The sequence below is a fragment of the Streptomyces sp. NRRL WC-3549 genome, from assembly GCF_000721935.1.
GTDB lineage: Bacteria > Actinomycetota > Actinomycetes > Streptomycetales > Streptomycetaceae > Streptomyces.
Genome location: NZ_KL585385.1, coordinates 59,209 through 66,984, shown reverse-complemented (window position 1 = coordinate 66,984; position 7,776 = coordinate 59,209). Strand labels below are relative to the sequence as shown.

Genomic DNA, 7,776 nt, shown 5'->3' with positions numbered 1-7,776 from the left:
CCCCCCCCAGCCGCTTCCCCCACAGACAAGGTACGGATCCCATGGCTGCTCACCGCGCACACAGATGGTCACTAGGCGGACTGGTTCTCCTGGTCTCCGCCGCACTCGCCGCCGCCCTCCTCATCACCACGTCCGGCCCCGCCACCTCCCGGGCCAACGCCGCCACGGAGGCCCAGACATGGGCCGACGAGTTCGACGGCGCCGCGGGCAGCGCACCGGACGCGTCCAAGTGGACGCTGGAGACCGGCGGTTCGGGCAACGGCAACAACGAGTTGCAGTACTACACCGACAGCACCCAGAACGCCGCCCTGGACGGCAACGGCAATCTGGTGATCACCGCCCGCAAGAACACCGATCCGGGTCTCACGTGCTGGTACGGGGACTGCCAGTACACCTCGGCACGCCTGAACACCGCCCGTACCTTCACCCAGGCGTACGGGCGCTACGAAGCCCGTATCAAGGTGCCGCGCGGCCAGGGCGTCTGGCCGGCCTTCTGGATGCTCGGCGACGACCTCGGCAGCGCGGGCTGGCCGAACAGCGGCGAGATCGACATCATGGAGAACGTCGGCTACGAGCCGGGCACCGTCCACGGCACGGTCCACGGCCCCGGTTACTCGGGCGGTGGCGGCATCGGCGCCTCCTACACGCTTCCCGACGGCAGGTCCTTCGCCGACGACTTCCACACCTTCGCGGTCGACTGGAGCCCCCAGGCGATCACCTGGTCGGTGGACGGCCAGGCCTACCAGACGCGTACGCCCGCCGACGTGAACGGCAACAAGTGGGTCTTCGACCACCCCTTCTTCATCATCCTGAACCTCGCGGTCGGCGGTGACTGGCCCGGCAGCCCGGACGGGGCCACCTCCTTCCCCCAGACGATGACCGTCGACTACGTCCGGGTCTCCGCCTCCGACGACTCCGGCGGCAACGGCGGCAGCGGGGGCGACGACGGCAACGACGGCGGCAGCAGGACCGGTGCGATCCAGGGCATCGGCGGCATGTGCGTGGACGTCGCCGGTGCGTCGAGCGCCGACGGAACCCCGATCCAACTCCACGACTGCAACGGCGTGGACGCCCAGAGGTGGACGCTGGGAGGTGACGGCACCGTGCGCGCCCTCGGCAAGTGCCTGGACGTACGGGACGGCTCCACCGCGGACGGCGCCGCCGTGCAGCTGTACACCTGCAACGGCTCCGACGCCCAGAAGTGGACCCACACCTCGGCCCGCGACCTGACGAACACCGGCGCGGACAAGTGCCTGGACGCCACAGGCGGTTCCTCGGCCGACGGGACCCGGCTGCAGATCTGGACGTGCACCGGCGCCGCCAACCAGAAGTGGACCGTCGCCTGACCGCTCGCCCCCTCACCGCACCCGTACGGAAAGAGAACCCTCACATGTCTCCCCGCCACCAGCGCAACGTCTCCCGCCGCAGGCTGCTCACCTCACTCGCCGGTGCCGCCGTGGCCGTCCCCGCCGCCGCGCTCATCGCGCCCCACGCCCTGGCCACGATCGGCTCCGGCGACGAGGGGACGAAGGCCTCGGCCGGCGGCGCCCTCCCGCTGACGGTCGTCAACGACTCGGGCGCGTTCGCCGACTCCTCGGTGTACCTGTACATCGTCGGCAACCAGGACGGACGACAGGTCCGCCTCACCCCCGAGGGCACCCTCGCGCCGATATCGCTCTCGGACAACGGTGCCGACGGCTACACCGACTACGCCATCGCCCTGTCCGGCAGCGGCGAGACCTCGCTGACCCTGCCTTACATGTCCGGGCGCATCTACGTCGCGCTCGGCGACAAACTGAAGTTCAAGGCGGTGGCGGACGGCAACGGCGACGCGGCCCTCCAGTACCCCGCGGGCTGGGTGACCTCGGACCCGAACTACGACGTGCTGCACGACTGCGCCGAGTTCACGTACAACGCCGCCGGGATGTTCTGCAACACCACCATGGTCGACATGTTCAGCGTCCCCCTGAGCATCGGCCTGACCGGCGCCGAGAACCGGACCACCGGCACCCTGCGCGCACAGGGACGTGACCAGGTCTTCGCCGCTCTCCGGGAGATCCCCGAGTTCGCACCCCTGGTGGTGGACGACCTGCGCGTCATCGCACCCGGCCACGGGCTGGACGCGGGCATCTTCGCCACGGACTACTTCGACCCGTACATCGACGAGGTGTGGAGCACCTACACCGGCAGGGACCTCACGGTCACCACCAACGCGGGTACGTTCACCGGCCGGGTGCGCGGAGACCGGTTCGCCTTCGACGGCCCGGCGTCCGTCTCCTTCGCCAGGCCGACCACCCGGGACGTGCTGTTCTGCGACGGCAACCTCGCCGCACCCAACGACGGCACCACCGGCCCGGTCGCCGCCGTCCTGGGCGCCGGCTTCAACCGGTCCACGCTGATCAGCGACACCGCCCAGCCCACCACGGACCCGGCCGCCTTCTACCGGGCGTCGCCGATCACCAACCACTACTCGGCGGCCGTCCACGCGGCGACCCGGGACGGCAAGGCGTACGGCTTCGCCTTCGACGACGTGGCCGACTTCGCCTCGTACATCCAGGACACCGCTCCGACGGGCGCACGGCTGACGCTGACACCGTTCTGACCGGTTCCGAAGGCACGGCGAAGCCCCAGGTCCTTCATGACCTGGGGCTTCGCGGTGCGGACGGCGACGAGCAGATACGTACGACGACAAGCAAAAGCCCCAGGTCACGGCGAGTGAGTCCTGGGGCCTTCACAGAGCCGCCTTCGGGATTCGAACCCGAGACCTACGCATTACGAGTGCGTTGCTCTGGCCAACTGAGCTAAGGCGGCACACTCCGGTCACACCATGGTGCGACCAGCAGCGACGCCAAGTCTACACAGTTTCCGGGGGTGCTCCGAACCACCCGTCCCTGACGGCGTACCCGCTGGTCAGGAGCATTTCTTGCCGTCCTGGGGCGGGGTGCCGTCCAGCAGATACGTGTTGATCGCCGTGTCGACGCAGTCGCTGCCGCGGCCGTACGCCGTGTGTCCGTCCCCCTCGTAGGTGAGGAGACGGCCGGAGGAGAGCTGTCCGGCGAGCGACTTCGCCCACTTGTACGGGGTGGCCGGGTCGCGGGTGGTGCCGACCACGACGATGGGGGCGGCGCCCTCCGCCTCGGTGCGGTGGGGCGTGCCGGTGGGTTCGACGGGCCAGGAACCGCAGTTCAGGGCCGCCCAGGCGAATCCCTTGCCGAAGACGGGCGAGGCCTTCTCGAAGTCGGGCAGCGCCTTCTCGACCTCCTCCGGGCCGGTGAAGGCGGGGGCGAGGTCGAGGCAGTTCACGGCGGCGTTGGCGTACATGAGGTTCGCGTACGTGCCGTCCGGATCGCGCTCGTAGTAGCTGTCGGCCAGGGCGAGCAGACCGGCCCCCTCGCCCCGCTGGGCGCCGGCGAGTGCTTCACGGAGCTGCGGCCAGGCCGCCTCGTCGTACATCGCGGCGATCACGCCGGTCGTCGCCAGGGACTCGCCCAGTTTCCGGCTCTCCCCGGTCGCGATCGGCTTGGCGTCCAGGTCGGCGAAGAGCTTCTTCAGCGCGGTCGCCGCGTCGGCGGTGGACGTGGTGCCGAGGGGGCAGTCCTTCTCCTTGACGCAGTCGGCCGCGAACGACTGGAACGCCGTCTCGAACCCGGCGGTCTGGTCGCGGTTGATGTCGAGCGAGGGGAGCGAGGGGTCCATCGCCCCGTCGAGGACGAGCCGGCCCACGCGGCTCGGGAACAGGTCGGCGTACGTCGCACCGAGGAAGGTGCCGTACGAGGCGCCCACGTAGTGGAGCTTCTCGTCACCGAGCAGGGCACGCAGGACGTCCATGTCCCGGGCCGTCTCCACCGTGGAGACATGCGGAAGGATCTTGCCCGAGTGCTTCTGGCAGCCGGCCGCGAACGTGGCGAAGGCATCGTTCAGCTTCGCGGCCTCGGCGTCGTCGTCGGGGGTCTGGTCCACCTGGGTGTAGGCGTCCATCTCCTTGCCGGTGAGGCAGGTGACGGGTTCGCTGCGGGCCACCCCGCGGGGATCGACGGCCACCATGTCGTACCGGGCGCGGACCGGGGCCGGGTAGCCGATCGCCGCGTACCCCTGGAGGTAGCCGACGGCCGAGCCTCCGGGGCCGCCCGGGTTCACCAGGAGCGAGCCGATCCGCTTGCCCGGACCGGTGGCCTTCTTACGGGAGACGGCCAGGTCGATGTCACCGCCGTCGGGCTCGGCGTAGTCGAGCGGGGCCTTCATCGTGGCGCACTGGAAGCCCTCCGCCCCGCAGTCCCGCCATCGCAGCTTCTGCCCGTAGTACGGCTGGAGCTCTTCGGCGACGGCCGATCCCGTGGCCGACGCACGGGGCGCCGATCCGCCGCTGCTGCAGCCGGAGACGAGAAGACCGGCCGTGCCGAGCGCGGCGGCGAAGACGGTGAACAGGCGCCTGGTGTCCATCCCCGGAGCGTAGCCGCAGGGTGACGACTCAACCGATTCCCAGCTCTTACGGGTGAATTCGCGCGTCGCCCCGGCACAGGCCGCCCCGGCACGAACCGCCGCAGCCCGCGTCGTCAGCCGGCCCGCAGCGCCATGGTCATCGCCTCCACCGCCAGCAGCGGCGCGACGTTGCGGTCCAGGGCCTTGCGGCAGGCGATCACGGCCTCGATCCGCCGCAGGGTCCGCTCCGGGGTCGAGGACCCGGCGATCCGGTCGAGGGCGTCCTGCACGTCGGTGTTGGCCAAAGCGGTCCGGGAGCCGAGCTGGAGGGCCAGCACGTCGCGGTAGAAGCCGGTGAGCTCGGTGAGCGCGAGATCGAGGCTGTCGCGCTGTGTGCGTGTCCTGCGGCGCTTCTGCCTGTCCTCCAGCTCCTTCATCACACCGGCGGTGCCGCGCGGCATCCGCCCTCCCGCGACGGCGCCGAGCGCAGCCTTCAGCTCATCGGTCTCCTTGCCGTCCACTTCCTCCGCGGCCTGCTTGGCGTCGTCACCGGCCGTGTCGATCAGCTCCTGGGCCGCCTTGAGGCAGCCGCCGACGTCCTGGACGCGCAGGGGGAGCTTGAGCACAGCGGCACGCCGGGCACGGGCCCGCTCGTCCGTGGCGAGTCGGCGTGCCCTGCCGATGTGCCCCTGGGTGGCGCGGGCGGCGGAGGCCGCCCGGTCGGGGTCGACGCCGTCCCGCCTCACGAGCACCTCCGCGACGGCGTCGACCGGCGGTGTGGTCAGGGTGAGGTGCCGGCAGCGGGAACGGATCGTGGGCAGCACGTCTTCGAGCGACGGGGCGCAGAGCAGCCACACGGTGCGGGGCGCGGGCTCCTCCACCGCCTTCAGCAGGACGTTGCCCGCTCCCTCGGTGAGCCGGTCGGCGTCCTCCAGGACGATGACCTGCCACCGCCCGACAGCCGGCGAGAGCTGCGCGCGGCGGACCAGCTCGCGGGTCTCCTTCACCCCGATGGAGAGCAGCTCCGTACGGACCACCTCGACGTCCGCGTGGGTCCCGATCAGCGCCGTGTGGCAACCGTCGCAGAACCCGCAGCCCGGTACCCCGCCCAGCGCGCGGTCCGGGCTGGTGCACTGGAGCGCCGCGGCGAAGGCGCGCGCGGCAGTCGACCTGCCGGAACCGGGCGGGCCGGTGAACAGCCAGGCGTGGGTCATCCTCGACCCCGGGGGCACGGGCGCGCCGTCGGTATGGGCGGTGACCAGCGCATCGGCGTCCCGGGCGGCGGCGCCGAGCTGCTCCTGCACTCGGTCCTGTCCGACCAGGTCGTCCCATACGGTCATGGGTCACCGCCCTTCCGGTGGTGGGGTGTCGTGCCGGTGAAGCCGGGTTCCATTGTGCGGGAGGGGTCTGACAGCCGGGACCACACCGGTCCGGACGCGGGGTGTACGGGCGGGCCGCCACCCCGGCAGGCGTCTCGGTGGCGGACAGCACGGCGGGCCCGGCCCCCGGAGCGGCCGGAACCGCTCTCCCTGGGTGCCGGGCCCGCCGTAACACTCCGTCGGCTCTCCTGCCCCGCCGTGAACCGTCAGCGACGCGGCCCGCGGTCTCCACGCCCGCGGCGGTCCTGGTCCTCGTCGTCCTGGCCGCCGAGCAGCTCGTCGGCCAGCGTCGGCAGGTCGTCCAGCGGTGTCTCCTCGGCCCAGTCCGGACGGGGCCGGGAGCGACGGGACGCGCCACGCTCCTGGGGCGCCGCGCCCTCCCGGGAGCCTTCGCCGATCTGCGGCAGCTCACGCGTGCGCTCGTTCTCCCCCTCCTCGGGCCGGAGCGCCCCGCGCTCGTCCCGTACGGGCGGCAGGACGGTGGTCTCGTCCGCGTCCCGCACGGACGGCAGCACGGTCGTCTCCTCGGCGTCGGGGGCCGGGCGGTCCTGCGGCCGGGCCAGCGGTACCGGCTGCGTGATCTCGTTCGGGTTCACGACCGGGGTCGGGACCGTGAGCTCGTTGTCCGGCACCGAGGTGCCGGACGCGGCCGACGACGCGGACTCCTGCGCCGCGGCGGCGGCATCGGCCTCGGCCCTGCGCCGCGCCTCCTCGGCCCGGATCAGCGCCTCCTCCGCCTTGCGCTGCTTCTCCAGACGGAGCTCCTCCGCCTCCTTGCGGAGCCGGGCCTCCTCCGCGGCCTGCTTGCGCAGACGTTCCTGCTCGGCCTCGCGCGCCCGCTCCTCGGCCTCGATCCGGGCCCGCTCCTCCTCGGCACGGCGGCGGGCCTCCTCGGCACGCTGCCGGGCCTCCTCCGCCTGTCGTTCGGCCTCGCGCTGCCGCGCCTCTTCCTCCTCGCGGCGCCGGCGCTCCTCCTCCTCGGCGCGGAGCTTGGCGAGCTGCGCCTGCCGCTCGCGCTCCAGCCGCTCCTCCTCGGCCTTGCGGGCCGCCTCTTCCTCGGCCTTGCGGCGGGCCTCCTCCTCGGCCGCCTTGCGCGCCTCCTCCAAGGCCTTGATCTCGGCCTCGGAGAGCGCGCCGCGTCCACCACGAGGTAGCGCAACGGTGCGGCGGCCGCGAGGGTGAGGAAGCCGGCCCGCACCCGGTTGTGGAACTCGGGGGGTTCCGACTCCAGCCGGTCCGGGGCCTCGGTGAAGCGTTCCCGGGCGGTCGCCGGTGCGACGTCCAGAAGGACCGTCAGGTTCGGGACGAGCCCGCCGGTCGCCCATCGCGAGATCCGGGCGATCTCCGTCGGGGAGAGGTCGCGGCCCGCCCCCTGGTAGGCGACGGACGAGTCGATGTACCGGTCCGAGATGACGATCGCACCGCGTTCCAGCGCCGGGCGGACGACCGAGTCGACGTGCTCGGCGCGGTCGGCCGCGTACAGCAGGGCCTCGGCCCGGTTGGACAGCCCGGCCGAGGACACGTCGAGCAGGATCGAACGCAGCCGCTTGCCGATCGGGGTCGCTCCCGGCTCCCGCGTCACGACGACCTCGTGGCCCTTGGCGCGGATCCACTCGGCGAGAGCCTCGACCTGGGTGGACTTGCCGGCCCCGTCGCCGCCCTCCACGGCGAGGAAGAAGCCCGTCGCGGCGGGTGCCACGGCCGGGTCGCTGCCGCGCAGCGCGTCGCTCAGGTCCCTGCGGAGCGGTACCCCGGACCGGTCGTCGATCCGGGCGAGGACGATGACGGCCACGGGCAGCAGCAGTGCGCCGATGAGCATCAGCGTGAAGGCCGCGCCCCCGTGGGCGAAGACGAAGTCACCGGAGCCGAGGCCTGTCTCTTATGATGTGTATAAGAGACAGCACGGACGACGGCCTGCAGGTGCTCGGTGGTCCTGGCCTGCCGGGACGGCTCGGTCTCCTGGTCGAGGATCGCGTGC

At 72.1% G+C, this 7,776-nt stretch carries 4 protein-coding genes, 1 tRNA gene and 1 pseudogene; 2 read left to right on the top strand and 4 right to left on the bottom strand.

Annotation, left to right across the window (positions count from 1 at the left end; genetic code table 11):
- Nucleotides 1–41: 41 nt before the first annotated feature.
- Both IH13_RS0103840 and IH13_RS0103835 read left to right on the top strand, forming a co-directional pair.
- Nucleotides 42–1,346 (top strand): glycoside hydrolase family 16 protein, encoded by a 1,305-nt coding sequence (locus tag IH13_RS0103840; protein ID WP_031080992.1) that lies wholly within the window; start codon nucleotides 42–44, stop codon nucleotides 1,344–1,346.
- A 44-nt stretch (nucleotides 1,347–1,390) separates the two neighbouring features.
- Nucleotides 1,391–2,602: a glycoside hydrolase family 64 protein gene (locus tag IH13_RS0103835; RefSeq protein ID WP_031080991.1), complete on the top strand. Its 1,212-nt coding sequence runs from the start codon at nucleotides 1,391–1,393 to the stop codon at nucleotides 2,600–2,602.
- 135 nt (nucleotides 2,603–2,737) lie between these two features.
- Here IH13_RS0103835 and IH13_RS0103830 read toward each other — a convergent pair.
- The 4 genes and pseudogenes from IH13_RS0103830 to tmk all read right to left on the bottom strand — a co-directional run.
- Nucleotides 2,738–2,811, bottom strand: a tRNA-Thr gene (locus IH13_RS0103830).
- Nucleotides 2,812–2,910: 99 nt separating this feature from the next.
- Nucleotides 2,911–4,440: an alpha/beta hydrolase gene (locus IH13_RS0103825; protein ID WP_031080990.1), complete on the bottom strand. Its 1,530-nt coding sequence runs from the start codon at nucleotides 4,438–4,440 to the stop codon at nucleotides 2,911–2,913.
- A gap of 113 nt (nucleotides 4,441–4,553) precedes the next feature.
- The gene (locus IH13_RS0103820; protein WP_031080989.1) at nucleotides 4,554–5,759 is read right to left on the bottom strand and encodes a DNA polymerase III subunit delta'; all 1,206 of its coding nucleotides are present in this window, start codon (nucleotides 5,757–5,759) and stop codon (nucleotides 4,554–4,556) included.
- Between the two features lie 245 nt (nucleotides 5,760–6,004).
- A pseudogene (gene tmk, locus IH13_RS36640) lies at nucleotides 6,005–7,776 on the bottom strand (dTMP kinase); the annotation flags it as partial.